18 protein-coding genes are annotated in these 16,845 nt (G+C 57.2%); 2 read left to right on the top strand and 16 right to left on the bottom strand.

Going from position 1 to position 16,845, the window contains the following annotated elements:
• The first annotated feature begins 2 nt into the window (after positions 1-2).
• Positions 3-257: a DUF504 domain-containing protein gene (locus VMV64_RS01790; protein WP_325328234.1), complete on the top strand. Its 255-nt coding sequence runs from the start codon at positions 3-5 to the stop codon at positions 255-257.
• A 50-nt stretch (positions 258-307) separates the two neighbouring features.
• Entirely contained in the window at positions 308-1,282 is a 975-nt protein-coding gene (locus VMV64_RS01785; RefSeq protein ID WP_325328233.1) for a M28 family peptidase, read from the top strand.
• A gap of 139 nt (positions 1,283-1,421) precedes the next feature.
• Here the strand turns inward: VMV64_RS01785 and slmA are convergent, their stop codons facing one another.
• The 16 genes from slmA to dsrA all read right to left on the bottom strand — a co-directional run bounded on the left by slmA (position 1,422) and on the right by dsrA (position 16,817).
• Entirely contained in the window at positions 1,422-2,012 is a 591-nt protein-coding gene (slmA, locus tag VMV64_RS01780) for a nucleoid occlusion factor SlmA (RefSeq protein WP_325328232.1), read from the bottom strand.
• Positions 2,013-2,227: 215 nt separating this feature from the next.
• Positions 2,228-3,718, bottom strand: a complete 1,491-nt coding sequence (locus VMV64_RS01775) for an NAD(P)/FAD-dependent oxidoreductase (RefSeq protein WP_325328231.1) — start codon at positions 3,716-3,718, stop codon at positions 2,228-2,230.
• A gap of 32 nt (positions 3,719-3,750) precedes the next feature.
• Complete coding sequence (locus tag VMV64_RS01770) at positions 3,751-4,110, bottom strand: iron-sulfur cluster assembly accessory protein (RefSeq protein WP_325328230.1); 360 nt, start codon at positions 4,108-4,110, stop codon at positions 3,751-3,753.
• Positions 4,111-4,143: 33 nt separating this feature from the next.
• Entirely contained in the window at positions 4,144-5,646 is a 1,503-nt protein-coding gene (locus VMV64_RS01765) for a cobyrinate a,c-diamide synthase (protein WP_325328229.1), read from the bottom strand.
• Positions 5,647-5,797: 151 nt separating this feature from the next.
• Positions 5,798-6,976: an NrfD/PsrC family molybdoenzyme membrane anchor subunit gene (gene nrfD, locus VMV64_RS01760; protein WP_325328228.1), complete on the bottom strand. Its 1,179-nt coding sequence runs from the start codon at positions 6,974-6,976 to the stop codon at positions 5,798-5,800.
• Between the two features lie 4 nt (positions 6,977-6,980).
• Positions 6,981-7,721 (bottom strand): sulfate reduction electron transfer complex DsrMKJOP subunit DsrO, encoded by a 741-nt coding sequence (gene dsrO, locus VMV64_RS01755; protein ID WP_325328227.1) that lies wholly within the window; start codon positions 7,719-7,721, stop codon positions 6,981-6,983.
• Positions 7,718-8,248, bottom strand: coding sequence for a hypothetical protein (locus tag VMV64_RS01750; RefSeq protein WP_325328226.1), 531 nt, complete (start codon positions 8,246-8,248; stop codon positions 7,718-7,720). Before VMV64_RS01750 ends, dsrO begins: the two co-directional genes overlap by 4 nt.
• Positions 8,249-8,250: 2 nt before the next feature.
• A complete protein-coding gene (locus tag VMV64_RS01745) occupies positions 8,251-10,260 on the bottom strand; it encodes an NAD(P)-binding protein (RefSeq protein ID WP_325328225.1) in 2,010 nt (669 codons plus the stop codon).
• Positions 10,261-10,346: 86 nt separating this feature from the next.
• Entirely contained in the window at positions 10,347-11,885 is a 1,539-nt protein-coding gene (gene dsrK / locus VMV64_RS01740; protein ID WP_325328224.1) for a sulfate reduction electron transfer complex DsrMKJOP subunit DsrK, read from the bottom strand.
• A gap of 63 nt (positions 11,886-11,948) precedes the next feature.
• Positions 11,949-12,698 carry a respiratory nitrate reductase subunit gamma gene (locus VMV64_RS01735; RefSeq protein ID WP_325328223.1) on the bottom strand — a complete coding sequence of 250 codons (750 nt, stop codon included), beginning with the start codon at positions 12,696-12,698 and terminating at the stop codon, positions 11,949-11,951.
• Positions 12,699-12,843: 145 nt separating this feature from the next.
• Positions 12,844-13,176 carry a TusE/DsrC/DsvC family sulfur relay protein gene (locus VMV64_RS01730; RefSeq protein ID WP_325328222.1) on the bottom strand — a complete coding sequence of 111 codons (333 nt, stop codon included), beginning with the start codon at positions 13,174-13,176 and terminating at the stop codon, positions 12,844-12,846.
• Between the two features lie 42 nt (positions 13,177-13,218).
• Positions 13,219-13,521, bottom strand: coding sequence for a sulfurtransferase complex subunit TusB (gene tusB, locus VMV64_RS01725; protein WP_325328221.1), 303 nt, complete (start codon positions 13,519-13,521; stop codon positions 13,219-13,221).
• A 13-nt stretch (positions 13,522-13,534) separates the two neighbouring features.
• Positions 13,535-13,942, bottom strand: a complete 408-nt coding sequence (tusC, locus tag VMV64_RS01720; protein WP_325328220.1) for a sulfurtransferase complex subunit TusC — start codon at positions 13,940-13,942, stop codon at positions 13,535-13,537.
• Positions 13,943-13,954: 12 nt separating this feature from the next.
• Positions 13,955-14,314 (bottom strand): sulfurtransferase complex subunit TusD, encoded by a 360-nt coding sequence (gene tusD / locus VMV64_RS01715; RefSeq protein ID WP_325328219.1) that lies wholly within the window; start codon positions 14,312-14,314, stop codon positions 13,955-13,957.
• Between the two features lie 81 nt (positions 14,315-14,395).
• Positions 14,396-15,466 (bottom strand): dissimilatory-type sulfite reductase subunit beta, encoded by a 1,071-nt coding sequence (gene dsrB / locus VMV64_RS01710; protein ID WP_325328218.1) that lies wholly within the window; start codon positions 15,464-15,466, stop codon positions 14,396-14,398.
• Positions 15,467-15,518: 52 nt separating this feature from the next.
• Positions 15,519-16,817 (bottom strand): dissimilatory-type sulfite reductase subunit alpha, encoded by a 1,299-nt coding sequence (gene dsrA, locus VMV64_RS01705; RefSeq protein ID WP_325328217.1) that lies wholly within the window; start codon positions 16,815-16,817, stop codon positions 15,519-15,521.
• Between the last annotated feature and the right edge of the window lie 28 nt (positions 16,818-16,845).

Raw genomic sequence — 16,845 nt, 5'->3', positions numbered from 1 at the left:
CCGTGCTCCCCATTCAGGAACTGCTCAACCGGCTTCGCTGGGATAGCGCATTCGCAACAGGGGATTTCGTGATCGGCTATTACGACCGCGTGGAAGGGAAAATCATTCAGGTGCCGTTGCAGCAGGTGCATATCACCCCAGGCGATCATTTTTCTTGCCAGGTCACCGATCAGGACGGCTACGCTCACGACGTTCCCTTTCATCGCATCAAGGAAGTCCGCAAGGACGGTCAGCTGATCTGGCACCGGGAACACTAGCGTGTCAGGTTAAAACCCGATCTACGCTAGCCAATGACGGGAGCGATCCCTTGCAGAAGAACCTGCCCGACCTCATCCTCATCGGCGTAATGCTGACATGGAGCGGAGCGGCCTTGCCGGAGAGCACTCCCGCCATGAATCGCGCAACGAATCCTTCCTCGCCCGCCCTCGCAGACCGCCTGCGCGGTCACGTTACCCATCTTGCCGTTGAGATCGGGCCGCGCAACGTGTTCCGACCCGATGCGCTCCATGCCGCCGCCGACTACATTCGCCGCGAATGGGCCGCCCAGAATTACCCGGTGAACTCGCAGTATTACCAGGCCATGGGTGTGAAAAGCGAAAATCTGGAAGTGCGCCGGATCGGCAAGACCAAGCCCGATGAAATCATCCTGGTGGGCGCACACTACGATACGGTGCAGGGGTCGCCAGGCGCGGACGACAACGCGAGCGGTATCGCGGCCCTCCTTGAGCTCACCCGCCGGTTCGCCACTACGGATACGGCGCGCACCCTCCACTTCGTGGCATTCGTCAACGAGGAGCCGCCCTTCTTTTTTTGGGGCCGGATGGGCAGCGGCGTTTATGCCGAAGCCGCGCAGGCGCGCGGCGAGAATATTCGCCTGATGATTTCCCTGGAGATGCTGGGCTCATACAGCGAGCAGCCAGGCAGCCAAAGTTACCCACCGCTACTCCGGCACTTCTACCCCGACCGGGCAAATTTCATCGCCATGGTTTCAAACCGGGCATCCCGCAAGGAATTGCACCAACTGGTCGCAGCCTTCAAGTCCCGCTCGGACTTCCCCGTGGAATCACTGGCCACCTTCGAATTTATCCCCGGTGTAGCATGGAGCGACCATCTCTCCTTCTGGCGGGCGGGGTATCCGGCAATCATGATCACCGATACCGCTTTCTACCGCAATGCGGCCTACCATACCGCCGATGACACGCCGGAGAAGCTGAATTACCCCGCGATGGCGAGCATGGTAGAAGGATTGTTCCATGCCCTGACGGCATTGGAATTGCCGTAGCGGCTTCTTGAACTGATAAATCAACACCGAAGCAATTCGGCGCATTCGGGCCGCACTAAGGATCGAGCAAAGGAAACCCGAACACGGAGTCACTCTCCACAAATTACGCAGATGAATGTTGGGTTACGTGATAAAGCCGCTAACTCAACCTACACTCTTTGATCAGCGCCCGTCCCTGTGCCGTCCAGAACTCCATCGGCTCGCGCTTGAAACCGCTCTTGGCGAACTGGTGCCAGCGGCCGACCACGAAGCTCATCATCAGGTTGGCCTGAGCGGCGGCATCGATCTCGGTAGAAATTTCCTGCTGGCTCGCGGCAAGCCGCAATGACTGCTTGAGCGTGGCTTCCAGCCGTTCGTGCAACTGGTTGATGCGGGCCTGGAGGCGGCTATCCTCGTTAACCAGCGCCTCGCCGATCAGCACCCGGGTCATGCCGGGATTCTTCTGGGCAAAACCGAGTAGCATGGGCAGCACGCCCTCCAGCTGTTTCACACCGCTGTTCTCTTCGCCGGCGACCTTGTTGATCAGGCCGAACAGGGTCTGCTCGATAAACTCGATCAGTCCCTCGAACATCTGCGCCTTGCTGGCGAAGTGGCGGTAGAGCGCCGCCTCGGATACGCCGATCCGGGCGGCCAGGGAAGCGGTAGTAATTTTCTCGCCCTGCGGTTTCTGCAACATTTCCGCCAGATTTTGCAGGATCTGGAGTTTTCGTTCTCCGGGTTTGGCTGCCATGTTTTCCCCTTGGGTGTGATTCGGCTAAATTGCTAAAAACATTTTAGCCACGGATAAACACGGATTAATAAAGACAAAACAATATGTTGCGGTAGCCATCCATTTACCTGAAAGGTGCCAGATGAAAAATTCAACTCATTGATAATCTGTGTATATCTGTGGAAAAGCGTGACTGAAGCGCTTTATGTAGGATTATACCCGGAAGATCGGCCGTTTTACTTGGGATGGCCGGCGAAAATGCCGGGGCGAAACACTTCCTTGCCGGATTTCGAGAATGCCGAGGTATAGGGGTCGATGGCGGTTTCCAGCTCCTCGCACCAGGACGGGTGACTGTAGCTCATGTCGGTGAAGAACCACAACCCGCGCTCGGACTGGCAGGCGGCCGACATCATGTGTATCTGCTCGCCCGCTTCCGGCCCGACAATACAGCCGCCCAGCAACTGACCGGTCTCGGCATCGTGCACCACCTCGATGAAGCCTTCATAGTTGTGATGCGCGCGAGCCTTGCCGGAGCCACCGAAGTTGGAGCGCGCCACATCGGCATCGAACCCGGCCTGCTCGGCGAGATCTTCGGTCAATCCCACCGTCGCAATTTCCAGGGCGGAATGGATGACCGTCGGCACTTTATGATAATTGCTGCGCAGGACATTGCCGTTGATGGCATTGGCTGCCGCCACCTTGGCATCGTGCAGGGCGGCATTGGCAGTCATCGGGCCGGGCTTGACGTCACCGATGGCGTAAATACCGGGAACGCTGGTTTCCAGGTATTCCGTCACCTCGATGAAACCCTCCGAATTCAGCGCCACCCCAGCTTCTTCCAGGCCCAGGCCGGCCGTCATCGGTCGCCGGCCAACGGCAACCAGCACATGCTCGAAGGTGTCCCGATGTCCATCCGTACAGGTGACTTCCACCCTACCATCGATGATCTGGCTTTGCGCAACTGAAACATTCTTCCGCACTTCGATGCCGATGCGTGCGAACTTGCGCTCCAGCACGGCGCTGGCGCGCTCCGGGATATGAGGCTGATCCAGTAGCCGGCCTCCTTGTTCAACGATACACACGCGGGAACCGAACTGATGCAGCAAAAAACCCAGCTCCACACCTATCGAGCCCCCGCCGACACATAAAATGGATTTCGGCAGGTGATCGAGCCGGTACATGAAATCGGGCGAGTGCATGATCTCCCGAGCATTGCTCGGGCATGTATCGAGTTCGCGCGGCGTCGAACCGGTGGCAATGATGATGCGCCTGGCCTTGAGCTCAAGCGGCGCAGTGACGGTAAGCTTTCCCCTATCGGTAAATGGCGCATCGCATTCCGGCGAGTTCAGGTTGCGCGCCGGATGGACGCTGATCCGGCCATCGCCCAGCAACTTTCCCTCGCCGATAAAAACGCGCACGCCCAGACGCTTGAGCCATACCGTGAAATTATTGCGGATGCCGGTGACGACCTCGTCCTTGTGCGCCATTGCCGCCATGAAATCCCCGCGCACCCGGCCGATCAGGCCGCGGCCCTGCAGGCCATTAACATCCTCGATCAGCGAGGCCAGGTGAATCAGGGTTTTTTTCGGGATACAGCCCTGATTCAGGCAAGTGCCGCCCGGCAAAGCTTTCTCCACCAGCGCCACTTTGGCCCCCAGGTGAGCGGCGGTGATCGCAGCCTTGTATCCTCCCGGGCCGCTGCCGATAATTACGAGATCAAATTCCATCCGCTGAAAAAATGTTGTAACCCTGGATCAGATTAGTGACAACCGCTACCGCAGCCGCCGCAGCCACCACCGCCGCCTGAAGAAGTGCCGCAAGAAGAGCCGCCGTCATCGTTGGGATTGATAAAAATAAAGCGGAAGTCACCGGGATCAAGTTCGACGAAATCCAGCACGGCCCCGTTCAGCAGATCCATATACTCTGGCGACACGATGACGGTGACTCCCTCGGAATTCACCATCACGTCTTCTTCAGTCTGCTCATCGAAACCCATTCCGTACTGGATAGTTCCATCCATCCCGCGACGGGCGGCAATCCGCAGAAACATTCCTTCGGCTTCACTTTGGGTGGCAGCCTGGTGAATCTGCTCGGCAGCTTTGGCTGTTACTGTAATCATCGACTTTCTCCTTTAGATATTAAGCAATTCAGATCAGGGTGCGCGGTCATGGCGCCGCATGCCCCCGTCCACCGGTTGCTCTGCTCCTTGCGCCTTGCTGCGCACAAAGGCAACGAAACGGGCTGCCCAGTTATAAGCTCCAAGGCTACGCAGATGGGCATAGGAGGCCAGCAGGTTTTTGTAGACGATGCCGTCGTGGCGCCCGTCTATCCCATGGCCGCGCTTCACCTCGTAGGCATATTTCAGCCCGCTCGTATCCAGATTGTCCAGGCTGGAATAGTGAAATTCGTGGCCGCGCACTTCGGCCGCCGTGGAGGCTCCGGCAGTCCCGCCCAACGAGGACTCCGGCCAGCCATGAGCCATGAAACCGGCACCGGCGGGATCGTATGTCGGCCATGGACTCTCCCCCGTTTCAGTCAAGCGGATGTAGCCGCGCCCGACCGGTTTTTCGTGCATCACCACATCGCCTGGAATGACACCCACCATATTGCGCTTTTCGCCCTTCCAGGTCAGCGTGCGCGACAGGTACATGAGTCCGCCGCATTCCGCGTATACCGGCATGCCGTTCTCGATGGCACGGCCGATCTCTTCGCGCAGCGGGGCATTGGCTTCCAGTTCGCTCATGAACAACTCGGGGAACCCGCCGCCGATAAACAAGCCATCCACTTCCGGGAGATGCGGGTCATGCAGGGTATCCAGCGGAACCAGTTCAGCTCCGGCGGCACGCATGGCATCAAGGTCGTCGGCATAGTAGAAGCCGAAGGCCTTGTCCTTGGCCCAGCCGATGCGCACTTTCGGTAGAGGAACAGATCTGGGTGCCTCGGCGCTTCGATGAGCGAGTACCGGCAGCAGCGGCGCAGAGGCGGCAATTGCCAGCAACTTGTCGAGATCGACTTGCGCCCCGACTAACTCTCCAATTTCATTCACGCGCCGCATCGCTGCCTCGGCTTCGTTGCTCGGCATCAGGCCAAGGTGCCGTTCCACGATTTCCAGCCGTTTGTCGTGATGCACTGCGCCGATCACCGGCACGTCCGTATAGTGCTCGATCACGGCGCGCAGCTTGCTCTCGTGGCGGGCGCCACCGAGATTATTGAGAATCACCCCGGCAATGTTGATATTCCGGTCAAAGGCCTGGTAGCCCAGGATCAAAGGCGCGATTCCGCGCGTCATGCCGCGTGCATCGATTACCAGCACCACCGGCGCCTGCAGCAGACGAGCCAGCGCGGCATTGCTGTTGCTGCCGTCAAGGTTGAGCCCGTCGTACAGGCCCTTGTTGCCTTCGATCAGGCTGACATCCGCACCTGCGGAGTGCCGCTGGAATTCAGCGACAATCTCATCCTGACCCATCATGAAAAAATCGAGGTTGCGGCAGGGACGGCCGCTGGCAACGGAAAGCCACATCGGGTCGATATAATCGGGGCCCTTTTTGAAGGGCTGAACCTTGATGCCGCGCCCCCTGAATGCGGCGCACAAGCCGATGGAGACGGTGGTTTTTCCAGAGGATTTATGTGCAGCGGAGATTAGCAGGCGGGACATAAGTCGGAATTTGCAGAAGGATAGGGGTACTGTCGGCTATTTTGACAGAAAAGGGTTCAGTGAATTTCCGCCAAGGCAACTTCTTCCGGTGATATCCGGAATGAGTTTCCTACGTGCCCGGAAGCGGCATGCCTCCGGGATCGTAGGTTGACTATTGGCTGACCGGGTGATGCTTGTCATCCGGCATGAAATGCAGCACTTTTGCCGCAATTGCGGTTATCAGCGCCGCTGCCGCGATGCCCCCCATGCCGAGGAGAAACTCGGGCAGGCTGGGGCTGTAAGGATGTATCCTGCCATCGAAGAAGCTGCTGCTTGCCTCCATGCCGGGGAAGAGGTTCAGGGGGAAGGCCTGCCCGCCGATGAGAAAGACATACAGCTGGAAGAATCCCCCGAGAATGATGAGCGCGGAAGCGACCAGAACCGTACCGGATTTCTTCGCCGTGAACAGGAGGAACAGGGGCAATACCCCACCAATCAACACCTGCCCGACCCAGAATAGCGTTGTATAGATGCCACCATCGAGCAGAATGAAGCGCTCGAAATCCGTCTGTTTTGCAAAATAAAGGTTGGTCATGTGGTACACCGCGGTGAAGTAGAGCACCGCAGCAACGAAAACCGCCAGCAGGTTTTTCAAACGATGCAGGATCGCCTCATCCAACACGCGATCGTTCCAGCGGTACATCACCGCCTGCACGATCATGAACACAGCCAGCCCGAATGAAAACGACATGATGATGAACATGGGTGCCAGCAGCGCTGTGCCATAGGCCTGGCGCGCCACCAAAAAGCCGAAGATGGCGCCGGTACCGGTGGTCAGTGCAAGGCGCCAGATGAAGGCGGCAAAGCCGACATACTTGGAATAGCCATGCATCTTGCGATCCATCATCGTCCACAGATAAAGGGCGACAACGGTAAAGAAGATGGTGTACAGGAATACATTGAGCGCAAAGACGGATTTGAGGTTCAAATAGGTCATTGCAATGATGAGCCGGTCGGAGCGACCGAGATCAAGCATCAGTACCATCAAGCCGCCAGCCAGCATGGCGATGGCAAGCAGGCCGGAGAGCGGGGCGCGCGCCTTATACACCGGCTTGCCGAACACCGAACCGATGGATGCCACGTTGAGCACGCCGGAGGCCGCCACGATCAGGAAGATGGCAAACACGTGCGGCAAGCCCCAGACGATCTGGTTGGTCATGCCGGTCACCACGTGACCGTAATGTTCCATGTAGTACGCAGCCCCTAGGCCGGCCAGCATTACCAAGCCGATCACCCCCAGCACAAAGTAAAAGGCGCCGTCTTTGTTCTTGCTAAATACATCGTTGTTCATAGCGTTAAATCCCCTGGTAACGAACGCCGGTGTTCAGCGCCAAATCCGCACGGACTTGGGTGGTGGCATAGGTGGCAATGCGTTTGGATATTTCGCTGTTTGCATCGTTCAGGTCACCGAACAACATCGCACCGTGATTCCCCGCCGAGCAGGCTTCAACGCAGGCGGGTTGCAGGTCCTTGTCTATCCGGTGCACACACAGCGTGCAGGATTCGACGCAGCCCTTGCCACGAGGCACGTCGGGATTCTGGTCGTCGTGCTCTTCATGCACGAAGGAACGAGCCTTGTACGGACAGGCCATCATGCAGTAACGGCAACCGATGCAGATATGGCGATCTACCAGGACGATGCCGTCAGCGCGCTTGAACGACGCTCCGGTCGGACACACGTCCACGCAAGGCGGCTCGGCACAGTGCTGGCACATCATCGGCAGGGAATGGCTCTTGCCGCTTTTGACTTCCTTCAGCTCGATCTTGCGTATCCACTGCGCATCGGTTTCAGGATGACCCGTTGAGCCAAAGCCGTTTTCCTTGCCGCAGGCGGAAACGCAGTCGGTGCAGCCGGTTGCGCACTTGGTGCTATCAATCAGCATGCCCCAGCGCTTGGTGCTGGAAGCAGCCTCACCAGCAGGGCGCGCATTAGCCATATCCAGCAGCGTCACTCCTGGTGCAAGCACCAATCCAGCAGTACCCGCCACCCCTGCTGCGATAAACTTCCTGCGGCTGTTATCTACGTCATTGCTCATTTAACGCCCTCGCCCATGTTCAAGCTCGCCAGTTTTGCCTGCATCTGCCAACGCATTTTTCCGGACAGGCTAGACTGCTTGTCCTTGCCTTCAGACTGCTGCTCCGGCGTAACGATCGGATGCATTCCCCCTGCGGGGGCTTTCGGTTTGCTTGAATGACACTCGAAGCAATCCAGCTTGACGGCGGCGTAGCTGTGACAGCCCATGCAGAAGTCTTCCTTGCTGCTGGCCACGCTGTTGGTCTTGGGGTTGACGTGACACTCAATACAGTTTTTCAAACTGTCCTGAGAACCGCGTATCCCCTTGCGCATGGTCTCGTCACGCTGATGCTTGAGGATATTCATGTGATTGCGACGCATATAATCCTCGTCGCGCACACACTTGTCACCCTTTGCGATCAGCTTGTGCCCGCTGTGCGCGCCGTGCTCGTCAGCTGCAGTGGCGGGCATGACCCCAGCCAGAAGCAGGGCAGACAGGGCGGCGGCCAGCCATCCCCGTACGCTACGCCGTTTCGCTGGATTGATCATATTTAGTCGCCCATCCCCATTTTGATGTAGCCGGTGGGGCAGACGTCTGCGCAGATATGGCAACCGATGCAACGTGAGTAGTCGGTATCCACGTAACGGCCGGTAGTGGCTTGCGTTTTCTTCACCTTGAACACGGCTATTTGCGGGCAGTAAACCACGCAGTTGTCGCACTCGAAGCACAGGCCGCAGCTCATGCAGCGTTTTGCTTCCGAGACCACCGTCTTGTCGTCCAGCGCTTCCAGACGCTCCTCGAAGTGCCCCAGCACCTGCTCTGCGGTCAGAGTCACGAAGTTGCGCTTGTTGCGCGGAGTAAACGGGAAATGACCGAGGAACAGGTCCGTAGACGGAATTACGTATTTGTCGGAGCGATTCTCGAAGTTGTGCACCGCGAACTTGGCCTTGTCGGTACCCCAAGTACCCAGATCGATCTCCTTGGCGAAGCCCTCTTTTTTCTTGATCTCTTCCTTGTTGCTGGTGTGGTACGCCTCTGGAGCCAGACCCACTTCCATTTCCTTGCGCAACAAATCGAAGTAGGCGACGTCCACTTTTGGCCGCTTGCCCAGATCTTCACCATTCAAATAGTGGTCGATACTCTCAGCAGCAATACGACCATGACCAATTGCAGTGGTCAGCAGGTGCGGACGGAGCACGTCGCCACCGACGAAGATGCCTTGCTGCCCTGGCACCTGATAGTGCTTGTCGGCGCTGATCAGGCCCTTGCCGTTATCGAAGCCTTCCAGGCCAGTGAAGTCCACCGCCTGGCCGATCGCGGAGACAATCAGGTCGGCGGGGATATCGTATTCGGTGCCTTCCTTGACGACCTGCTTGCCACCCACAGTTTCCAGTACAGCCACGCGCAGCGCGGTCGCGCGGCCATCCGCACCGACCACAACCGATACCGGAGTAATGTTGCCCTTGATTTCAATTCCCTCGGCCAGCGCTTCTTCGACCTCATGCTTGTTGGCGTTCATCTTCTCGACCGGAGCACGCGAGCACAGCACGACGTCGGCGCCTTCCTTAGCGGAAACCTCGGCGACATCATGAGCCACCTGACCTGCGATGATGTGTTCGGTACGCTCACTGGGGTTCGCCGTCTTGATGTGGCCCAGACGACGCGCAACCGTTGCCACGTCAATGGAGGTGTCGCCACCACCGATTACCACCACGCGCTTGCCGACGTGCTGCAGGCGGCCATCATTGAAGGCGCGAAGGAAGGCCATGGCGGTCACGACGTTGGGCGCTTCCGCACCGGGAACGGGCAGGGGGCGGCCAGCTTGGGCGCCCATGCCCATGAAAATCGCGTCATGGTCTTTTTTGATCTGGTCGAGCGTGATGTCCTTGCCGATGTGCACATTCAGCTTGACCTCGACACCGAGGTCGATGATGCGCTGAATTTCAGTGTCGAGCACTTCACGCGGAGTACGGAAGCCGGGGATACCGTAACGCATCATGCCGCCAAGCAGTGCATGCTCGTCAAAAATCGTGCAGGAGTGGCCTTTCAGCGTCAGATGGTACGCCGCCGACAAACCAGCAGGTCCGCCGCCAATGATCGCCACTTTTTTGCCGGACTTCTGCACGCCTTCCGGCATAGAGAATTTCAGATTGTTCTTGATCGCATACTCGCCGAGATAGTGTTCGACCGAGTTGATGCCAACAAAATCGTCGACTTCATTACGGTTGCAGCCGGATTCGCAGGGTGCCGGGCAAACGCGGCCCATTACCGAGGGGAACGGATTGGCCGAGGTCAGGCGGCGCCATGCGTATTCCTGCATCGGCACGCCGCCGACAGGTTTTTCTACTCCGCGCACGATATTCAGGTAACCGCGAATATCCTCGCCTGCCGGGCAGCTGCCCTGGCATGGAGGGGTACTCAGCACGTATTCCGGGCACTTGTGGGATTTGTCGGCCTCGAAAATCTTGTCCTGCCAACTGCGCCACTGGGTTTTGCCATCCTTGTAACGGCGGAAGGTGCGGGCTTGACTCTTGTTCATCTCTTCAGGTGAAACTGACATAGCTTAATCTCCTAAAAATCAACTTGTAGGGTGCGCTGCGCGCGCACCGTTCCGAACTGTTTGGTGCGTGACGCACCCTACAAAAACTACTCTTCTTCTTTATTTTCCAACAGGATGGCCGTACTCACCAATTGGTGAACGCCACCCACCATGCTCATATCGAAACCGTAAAAAGGGACAACCTTGTTGAACTGAGCCTTGCAGATCGCGCAGATCAACGCCAGGAAATTGACCTGGTGCTCCTGAACCACGTTGTTTAACGCCACCATACGCGGCATCGCACCCTTGACACGGATCTCCAGCAGGTCATCAGTCAGTAGACCGCCACCACCACCGCAGCAAAAGGTGCTCTCGCCGATGGTCTCCTCAGCCATATCGTGGTAATTGTTCACGACGGCCTTGATGACTTCGCGAGGGATGATAAATTGTCCGTCCGGAACATCACCCATGCGTGAACCGCGAGCCACGTTACATGAATCGTGGAAGGTGACGACCCGATGGTCGTTCAGGCTCTTGTCAAACTTGAGCTTGCCCTGCTTGATCAGATCGTTGGTAAACTCGCAGATGTGCTGCGGGGCCGGGTAGCGCGGATCAAGCTGCTTCTGCAGTTCGATCGAGAATGGATCTTCGCCGCCGGCGCCGACACCGATCAGGGTATTCCAGAAGCTATAAGCGACACGCCAGGCATGACCGCATTCGCCCACGACAATACGCTTCACTCCCAATTCCAGAGCCGCCTCGCGGATACGCATGGCGGCGCGACGCGTATTCTCGTAGCTTCCGATGAACATGCCGAAATTGCCGGCCTCGGAGGCCTTGGAGCTCAGCGTCCAGCTGATGCCTGCCGCGTGAAACACCTTGCCGTAACCCATCAGACTTTCGACGTGGGGTTCAGCGAAGAAGTCGGCTGACGGCGTCACCAACAGCACTTCGACGCCTGCGACGTCGAGCGGCAGCTTTACCGCCACACCGGTGGCGTCGAGCATGTCCTCTTCCAGCCCCTCCAGGGTATCGATCAGTGCCGGGCCGGGCAAGCCGAGGTTATTGCCAATCTTGTGCAACTTGCCCATGATCTCATTGGTGTATTTCTGACCGATGCCCACGGTATCCAGGATTTCGCGCCCGGCCATGGTCACTTCGGCGGTATCGATACCATACGGGCAGAATACCGAGCAGCGGCGGCACTCGGAACACTGGTAGTAATAGGTGTACCAGTCGTCGAGAACATCCTTGGTCAAATCCTTGGCGCCCACCAGGGACGGGAAATACTTGCCGGCAAAAGTGAAATGGCGGCGGTAAACGCTGCGCATCAAATCCTGGCGCGCGACCGGCATGTTCTTCGGATCACCGGTACCGAGGAAGTAGTGGCACTTGTCCGTGCACGCGCCGCAGTGGACGCAGGCATCCATGAACACCTGCAACGAGCGGTACTTGCCCAGCAGATCGCCCATCTTGGCGATCGCTTTGTCGTGCCAGTCTTCCACCAACTCGCCAGGAAACCCAATTAGTTCCTGAATCGCTGCATTGGCAGGAAATGACTTAACGTGCGCCGACGCGCCTTCCTTCACCGCTGGGACTTCAATATAGCCCGTGAGCTTGGGTACCTCAAATTGTGGAGCAGCCACTGTCCCTCCTGCTTCTGTTAATTAGCGCGTGCTGCGTTTTGCCGCTTGCCTTGTTTTTTTACGCTATTCCGACTTCGACCCTGGACTCACATCAAACTTGGTTGCCCATGGGGCGATATGGCGTCGCTCGCGTGAATCATCGGTTTGATTACGGGTAGGGCTAAAGAATATTCCCGGCGCATGCAGCAGCTTGCTGATCGGGAAAATCGCCATAAGCAGTGCCACCAAGCTCAAATGCACCAGCAGCACCGGATCGGTCGGGAGTGGCCGCAGATCGAAAACCATCAGGCCAAGGAAGAAATCTTTCACCGCGACAATATCAGTATGCGCGACAAAACTCATCCCCAGACCCGTCAGGCCGATGCCGATCAAGAGCAGCAGCATCAGATGATCGGAAGGCGTCGATATATAACGCACGCGATCCACCAGGAAGCGGCGTGCCCAAAGTCCGCCAAGCCCGGCCACCATGGCGAAGCCGGCATACTTGCCGAACGGTTGAGCCCATACTACCCAGAACCAGACCGGATCGGTGAAATAGCGTAAATGGCGCACAACGACGAGCAGCAGCGAAACATGAAAGAGCCAGCCGAATAACCAGATCCATTTGTTCGCCTTGAACAGGCTCTCAAAGAGCGCCACTTCACGTGCCATCCGAAATACTACCCCGCCCGTCGTAGCTGGTGCAGGCGTAGTCGGGATTTTGAGGGGTGCAGGCGTACGAGCGTAGCGGTTAATTTTAACCACCAGCCCGCCTACCATCATGGCAGTGGCTGCGTAGAAAATGCACGCATACAGCACGGTCAGAAACGACATTAACATCCCCCAGTCTATTGCTCAGGCCTCCGCCTCGGTTAAACCTCTGGCGTCGACATCATTTATCTGGCTGGCGCCAGTCGGGACGAACCGCACATTTACGCGACCCACAGACCCCGACTGCGTCCAGTTTTATTGGTGTTGCTTAGATACAGCCAGTCGGCTTTGGCAAGCCGGCAATCTTACATGCCTGCTTGGCCGGGCCGTAGGGGAACAGCTCGTACAGGTACTTGCTGTTGCCCTTCTCAGGTCCCAACTTCTTGCCAATGGCTTTGGTCAGAACACGAACGGCTGGAGCGATCTGGTAGTCGTTGTAGTATTCGCGCAGGAAGTTGATGACTTCCCAGTGCGACTCGGTCAAGTCGACCTTCTCTTCCACCGCCAGGTACTTGGCAGCTTCCTCATCCCACTCGCTCAGGTTGACCAGGTAACCCTCTTCGTCGGTTTCGTAGGTCTTGCCATTGATTTCAAAGCCCATGTTTCATCTCCTCAAAAAAATCTTAAATTAAAAATTATTAAATCAAAGCCAGGACTGGACGTTTTTGTTTTCCGCTACCAAATCCACAAAACCCGGGTAGTCGACCTGCTTGATGCCGTCGATCACGGTGTCCTGCATGCCGCGCGCTTCCAGATCGGGCCACAAGGCATAAACATGGATGTCTTTTGCCATTGCCGCCTTCATCTTGCTCTCAACTGTGCTGCCCTTGGTCACGGCATACACTGCATCTTCAATCAATAGAATGGCGGAACCCTTCTTGGCCATACGCAGACAAGCATCCAGCGTATTTCTCTCAGAAGGTGATTTATTTACGATATGCAACATTTTCGCCCCCTAATCAGAAACTCATGACGACGTCTTGCTCGTCCATGAGTGTCGCCATTTCTTCGGCAGTCAGCACTTCCACGTCGACTATCAGATCTTCCTCGGTCAGACCGCGGGATTCCAGCGACTCTTTCTCGACGTAGAGCTTCTCGATGTCATAGCCCTCCAGCGCACGGTAGGTAGGCGAGAAATTCTTCATGCCGACTGCCTTGGTGCCTTGGCCCTTTTTAAGCTGGTACACGCCATCGTCCATGAACACCAGGCTGACGTCCTGATCGAAAGCGGCGCTGATCAGCACAACCTCGAGGGATTCCAGCGCGTAGATAGTGCCATACGGCGCTTTACGGTTAATGAATGCGAATTTTTTTACGGTACCAAAGGATTCTTCGTCCATATCGATACCTCCTGTGCTTTCACTCATGACTTCTCCCAATCAATCGCCGAAGGTAACCAGACGATCCGCCTGGATGCCGGATTCAACCAGCTGACCCAGACCGGAAATCCGAAATCCCGACGCCAAATTTTCATTCACGATACCGCGACGCAAAGCAGCAGCCACGCACACCACCAGATCCACGCCATGCTCTTCCGCCAGTTTGCTCCAGCGGTTGACGATATTGCGGTCATCCGCAGGTGGCTCGGTCAGCTTGCTCGCATTGTTCACACCGTCGTGATAGAAAAACACACGATGGATTTCGTGGCCCTTGTCAATCGCCGCCTTGGCGAACTGATACGCAGTATCCGCCGCCTGGTGGTTGTACGGGCCTTCATTCACCAATATTCCGAATTTCATCCCTGAATATCCTGTTATCAGAAAGTTAGAGGATTGCCAATCCCCGGCCGGGAGTTCCGGCAGGGAATTGGCACACCGGTATTAGAACCGGATGTGCGTGGATGCATTCAGCGTCGCACGAGCACCGCGCCAATCATCAATATGGTACTTGGTGAAAGGCAGACCGGTTTTCTCGAAGAACTGCGGCCAGCCGATGCGATCCACCCAGTCGGACATACGCTCCCAAGGCTTGGCATCCGCCTTGTACACGCGCAGGATGTTCTTCACCACTGCGCCCACTTCAGGCCAGCGCGGCGCATTGTTGGGCAGGCCGGAAGCAACCAGCTTGTGGAAGGTCGGACGGATACGGGCGTTGGAGTTCTTGCCGCCAACCCAGATAGCGATCTTGGAATGCTCCGGATCGTTGATCTGCATCGGTGGGCAGGGAGGGAAGCAAGCGCCGCAGCAGATGCACTTGGCTTCGTCCACTTCCAGGGAGGGCTTGCCATTTACCAGGGCGGGGCGGATTGCCGCAACCGGGCAACGCGCAACCACGGTCGGACGTTCGCAAACGTTGGCCACCAGATCATGATTGATCTTTGGCGGCTTGGTGTGCTGCATCACGATCGCGATGTCGGCCTGTCCACCGCAGTTAATCTCGCAGCAGGAGGTAGACAGCTTGACGCGGTTAGGCATCTCTTCGTGGATGAACTCCTCATACAACTCATCCATCAGCGCCTTCACTACGCCAGAAGCATCGGTACCAGGAATGTCGCAGTGCAGGAAACCCTGGGTGTGCGCAATCATGGACACCGAGTTACCGGTACCGCCAATCGGGAAGCCGTGCTTGCCCAGTTCAGCAATCAGCGGGGCCACTTTCGACTCCTCGGTGACCATGTACTCGATATTGCTGCGCACGGTGAAACGGACAAAACCTTCGGCAAACTGGTCGGCGATGTCGCACAGCGTACGAATGGTGTAAACGTCCATCTGACGCTGGGTACCGGCACGCACTGTCCAGATTTGATCGCCGTTGTGGGCGACATGGTGCAGCACGCCTGGACGTGGACGATCATGGTACTTCCAGTTGCCGTAGTTTTTCTTCATCAGCGGGTGCAGGTACTGCACGTGATCTGGTACGCCGCTCTCAATCGGTTCACGCATTTCACTCATTATTTCTCTCCAAACACTTTTATCTAAAGTTTCTGAGGCTAAATGCCAAGCATCAAGCCGCGTTCGCTTTGCGCTGGTTGGCCTTCTCGACTTCTTCATCCCAGCCATCGGTACGCACGTAGGGGTTGGAACGCGGATGGAGAACCATGTTCGCGTCGATATCCACGCCGATACCTTCCAGGAAGTTGACCAGACCGATACGGTCGATCATCTCGCCGGTACGCTCGTGCTCCAGCGCGTTTTCGGCGAAGAAGTCGATGCTGTTCTGGCCGAGCTCGACCAGCTTTTCGAAGTCCTCGTCGGACTCCAGCTTCATGAACGGCACGATCACGGTACCCATGGTGGCGCCGATCTTCAGCACGCTTTTGCCGCCGATCAAGATTGTCACGCCCTTGTCCTTGCCCGGAGCCAGCGCGCCGGTCATGACGTTGATGCAGTGCATGCAGCGCACGCAGCTGTGGTTTTCGATTTGCATCGACTGGGTGTCGTTGATCGCGACGCTGGAGATGCCTTCGGCCTTGGAAACGTCCTGGGTGCTCTTCAGGGACAGCGCCTTGGTCGGGCAGCGGCTGATCACGTCGTTGACCAGTTCGTCCATGCCGTGCTTGGCGAACCACTTCTTGCCCAGCGCATCGTCGGTCTGGATGTTGTCGCGCCAGGTGCCGATGGTGGCCATGTCGGAACGCTGAATCGAGTTGACGCAGTCGTTCGGGCAACCGGAGAACTTGAATTTGAACTTGTACGGCAGGGCCGGACGGTGCATGTCGTCGAGGAAGTTGTTGACCACGGTGCGCAGCGCCTTGGCTTCGTCATAGCAGGACTGCTCGCAGCGCGCGGCGCCGACGCAGGACATGGAGGTGCGTACGGCAGGGCCGGCACCACCCAGGTCGAAGCCTATTTCATTGAAGGCGTCGAAGGCAGGCTGCACATTCGCGGTGGTCGCGCCCTGGAGCATGACGTCGCCGGACTGGCCGTGAAAGGCAATCAGGCCGGAACCGTGCTTCTCCCATATATCACAGAACGTGCGCAGCAGGTCGGAAGTGTAGTGCATGCCGGCAGGCGGCATGATGCGCAAGGTGTGGAACTCGGCCGCATCGGGGTAGATCGGCTTCTCGTTCTCGTCCTTGAGCTCGGTAAACCGGGGGATTACGCCGCCACCATAACCGAACACGCCGACGGTACCGCCCTTCCAGTAACCTTTTCTGGTCGCATAAGAGGTTTCCAGCTGACCCATCAGATCAACCATCATGTCGTTGTCTTTGGCCAGGCGCTTGAGGCCGGTCACAAAGCTGGGCCACGGGCCGCTTTCCAACTGGTCGAGCATAGGCGTGTCGTGTTGTTTCTTAGCCATAGTTTTTTAATCTCCAAAAAAATTGAAA

This window comes from Sulfuricella sp. (genome assembly GCF_035531155.1).
Taxonomy (GTDB): Bacteria; Pseudomonadota; Gammaproteobacteria; order Burkholderiales; family Sulfuricellaceae; genus Sulfuricella.
Note: the sequence above shows the minus strand (reverse complement) of the source record. Positions and strands in the feature narration are given on the sequence as shown.

What these genes read in the sequence shown, in the direction of transcription:
- VMV64_RS01735 (WP_325328223.1), bottom strand. Translation starts at nt 12,698, where the DNA reads ATGTCGTTTCTGACCGTGCTGTATGCGTGCATTTTCTACGCAGCCACT.
- VMV64_RS01750 (WP_325328226.1), bottom strand. Translation starts at nt 8,248, where the DNA reads ATGATCAATCCAGCGAAACGGCGTAGCGTACGGGGATGGCTGGCCGCC.
- tusD (WP_325328219.1), bottom strand. Translation starts at nt 14,314, where the DNA reads ATGAAATTCGGAATATTGGTGAATGAAGGCCCGTACAACCACCAGGCG.
- VMV64_RS01770 (WP_325328230.1), bottom strand. Translation starts at nt 4,110, where the DNA reads ATGATTACAGTAACAGCCAAAGCTGCCGAGCAGATTCACCAGGCTGCC.
- VMV64_RS01745 (WP_325328225.1), bottom strand. Translation starts at nt 10,260, where the DNA reads ATGTCAGTTTCACCTGAAGAGATGAACAAGAGTCAAGCCCGCACCTTC.
- dsrO (WP_325328227.1), bottom strand. Translation starts at nt 7,721, where the DNA reads ATGAGCAATGACGTAGATAACAGCCGCAGGAAGTTTATCGCAGCAGGG.
- VMV64_RS01730 (WP_325328222.1), bottom strand. Translation starts at nt 13,176, where the DNA reads ATGGGCTTTGAAATCAATGGCAAGACCTACGAAACCGACGAAGAGGGT.
- slmA (WP_325328232.1), bottom strand. Translation starts at nt 2,012, where the DNA reads ATGGCAGCCAAACCCGGAGAACGAAAACTCCAGATCCTGCAAAATCTG.
- nrfD (WP_325328228.1), bottom strand. Translation starts at nt 6,976, where the DNA reads ATGAACAACGATGTATTTAGCAAGAACAAAGACGGCGCCTTTTACTTT.
- VMV64_RS01765 (WP_325328229.1), bottom strand. Translation starts at nt 5,646, where the DNA reads ATGTCCCGCCTGCTAATCTCCGCTGCACATAAATCCTCTGGAAAAACC.
- VMV64_RS01775 (WP_325328231.1), bottom strand. Translation starts at nt 3,718, where the DNA reads ATGGAATTTGATCTCGTAATTATCGGCAGCGGCCCGGGAGGATACAAG.
- dsrB (WP_325328218.1), bottom strand. Translation starts at nt 15,466, where the DNA reads ATGAGTGAAATGCGTGAACCGATTGAGAGCGGCGTACCAGATCACGTG.
- dsrA (WP_325328217.1), bottom strand. Translation starts at nt 16,817, where the DNA reads ATGGCTAAGAAACAACACGACACGCCTATGCTCGACCAGTTGGAAAGC.
- tusC (WP_325328220.1), bottom strand. Translation starts at nt 13,942, where the DNA reads ATGAGTGAAAGCACAGGAGGTATCGATATGGACGAAGAATCCTTTGGT.
- tusB (WP_325328221.1), bottom strand. Translation starts at nt 13,521, where the DNA reads ATGTTGCATATCGTAAATAAATCACCTTCTGAGAGAAATACGCTGGAT.